Genomic DNA, 2,491 nt, shown 5'->3' on the forward strand with positions numbered 1-2,491 from the left:
CGGCAGGGCGGGCGGCGCGGGGAGCGCGGGTTCGGACGATCCGAGGCCCGGTACTTCGGGTCCGCCCGGCCACAGGGGTGCCGCATGAGCGGGTGCGACGAGAGATGCCGTCCCAAGGGCGACCACCGCGGCAGCGAAAGCCGACCGAACAAAGATACGACGTGAACGAAGTGCCATGACTGTCCCGAACCATCCTTCTTCTCACGCGGCAGAAGCGAAGCCTGCGTAGCGATACGTGCCTCTTCGGCTAGGGCGAACCCAGCACGAACCACAGCCATTAACACACACCGTGTCGGCTAATACCAATCGGGCAGACCCTCCGGCATCGGCACGGTCAGGCCAGCGGAGTCCGCCACGTGGTGACTCCGTCGGACACGCAGATCTGTCCGGTGGTCAAGTTGACGGCGATGCCTGCGCCGGCGTCGCAGCGGACGCCTTCCTCGGCGGTTCCGACGAACGTTTGGCCCCGGACCAGGGACAACGCGAGGGCGTAGTTGCCGGGGTCCGGCGAGACGATGGAGACGGACTCGGGTCCCAGGGACAGTGCCCCGACGCGGCCGGACACCGTCTCGGCGGCTGCCACTCCCCCGGAGTGGGCGAAGCCGAATGCGTCGCCGCCCACTTCCCCGCGCGCGAATGCGACACCGTCGAGGGCCCTCGCAACAGCGCGTGACGTCGCGTCGATCCGCGCGCCGCAGGCCGTTGCACCGTCGACCTGTACGGCTTCGACGCCGGGCGCAGCTACGCACGTCAGGTCCGCCGCGTTGGCCGAGGCAGGAGCGAGCAGGGCGTACCCGAGCCCGACTGCGCCTACTCCCACTCCGAGGGCAATCCTTGTTCTGGTGGAGTTCGTCCGTACAACCGTCACGAGAATGCCTTCCGCTGTCGCCGTCCCCGATGCCTGTGTTTGGATTCTGCCACTTCCGGGGATCAATGAGCGGGTCTATGAGCCCAACAGGTAATTCCGTCGACCCCCCCCCGGCGGCAGAACGCGCTTGCTCGGGCGGATCCACCCACCCACCGATGCGGTCGCCGAGAAAAGTGGATGTCCAGTGATCGAATCGCACCTCGCCGTGAGGCGGGCCGTCGTCGTCGTACCCGCTCACGATGAGGAGCTTCTGTTGAACGCGTGCCTGGCGTCGGTCGTCGATGCCGGCAACCGGGTGGACGTGGAGTGCGAACTGGTGGTCGTCCTCGACGCCTGTTCGGACACTTCAGCTGACATCGCTGCGTACTGGTCCGCAGAGGCCGGCGCAACCGTCGTGGCCATCGACCGACGCAACGTCGGCGCTGCGCGCGCCGCAGGATTCCTCGCCGCATCCACCGGGCGGGACACGTGGTTCGCGACGACGGACGGCGACAGCGTCGTCCCGTCCAACTGGCTGGTTTCCCAGCTCGTGCACGCACGCCGGGGCGCCCAGGTCGTAGCAGGCACGGTGGTGACAGACCTCGGAAGCGCCCACCCGTCGTTGACCGTCGCATACGAGGCCGGGTATCGGCACCGGCCGGGCCACCGACACGTCCACGGTGCCAACCTGGGGATGCGTGCCGACGCCTATTGGACCGTCGGTGGCTTCGGCGCCCTCCGCAGCGATGAGGACGTAGACCTGATTTCGCGCTTCGAACACTCGGCCGTGCCTATCTCGTACGTCGCGGACGCCCCTGTTCGTACCTCGGCACGGCGTATTGGTCGCGCGCCCGACGGTTTCGCCGCACATCTGCGTGATCTGGAGTTGGCGGTGGCGCTGTGAACGCAGGTGTGGTCGATCGATTGAAACGATGGGTCGCGGACGAATCGATGGAGCTTCCGCTCCCCGGCGGCGGCTTCACCGACCATCGTTGGTGGTCGTTGGCGGCACTCGGCCGCGAAGACACGGTGCTCGGACGGCTGACCGAGGGTCATGCCGATGCAACGGCCATTCTCGCCGAGCTGGGCGGTCCGGCACCCGAACGCGGCCGTATCTGGGGTGTGTGGGCAGCCGAGCCGCCATCGCCGGTGCTCGAGGCTGCCGAGGGTGCGAACAGATGGAAGCTCACCGGGGTCAAGCCCTGGTGCTCCGGCGCCAACATCTGTACCGACGCCCTGGTCACAGCCCGGGTGGGTAATCGTTCGCGGCTGTTCGCCGTGGACTTGACGCAGCCGGGGTGCAATCCGATCCCGCATACGTGGCATGCCGTCGGGATGTCCAGAAGCGATTCCGGCGCGGTCCGCTTCGACGGCGCCCACGCTGTTCCGGTGGGAGAGGTCGGCGCCTACATCGAACGACCGGGGTTCTGGCATGGCGCGATCGGCGTGGCGGCCGTGTGGTTCGGCGGTGCGTGCGCGATCGCCGACGTGTTGCACACCGCAGTGCGCTCGGGCGCCGACACCCATGCGCAGGCCCACCTCGGTGCAGTTGCCGCGTCTCTGGGCGCAGCATCGAGTGCACTGACGACCGCTGCCGCCGAGATCGACGCCGACCCCCTCGACGAAGCCGGTCGCGGAGCTGTT

Annotated in this window: 3 protein-coding genes; 2 read left to right on the forward strand and 1 reads right to left on the reverse strand. The window is 68.1% G+C overall.

Features of this window, described 5'->3' with window-relative positions; all coding sequences use genetic code 11:
* Positions 1 to 334: 334 nt before the first annotated feature.
* Complete coding sequence (locus WBQ44_RS18095; protein ID WP_495568056.1) at positions 335 to 868, reverse strand: DUF6764 family protein; 534 nt, start codon at positions 866 to 868, stop codon at positions 335 to 337.
* Between the two features lie 184 nt (positions 869 to 1,052).
* Between WBQ44_RS18095 and WBQ44_RS18100 the strand changes: the two genes are divergently transcribed.
* A complete protein-coding gene (locus WBQ44_RS18100) occupies positions 1,053 to 1,751 on the forward strand; it encodes a glycosyltransferase family 2 protein (RefSeq protein WP_495568057.1) in 699 nt (232 codons plus the stop codon).
* The coding region (locus tag WBQ44_RS18105) for an acyl-CoA dehydrogenase (RefSeq protein WP_495568058.1) at positions 1,748 to 2,491 on the forward strand (744 nt) is incomplete at its 3' end. The genes WBQ44_RS18100 and WBQ44_RS18105, both read left to right, overlap by 4 nt.

This window comes from Rhodococcus sp. (in: high G+C Gram-positive bacteria) (genome assembly GCF_049591685.1).
Classification (GTDB): domain Bacteria; phylum Actinomycetota; class Actinomycetes; order Mycobacteriales; family Mycobacteriaceae; genus Rhodococcoides.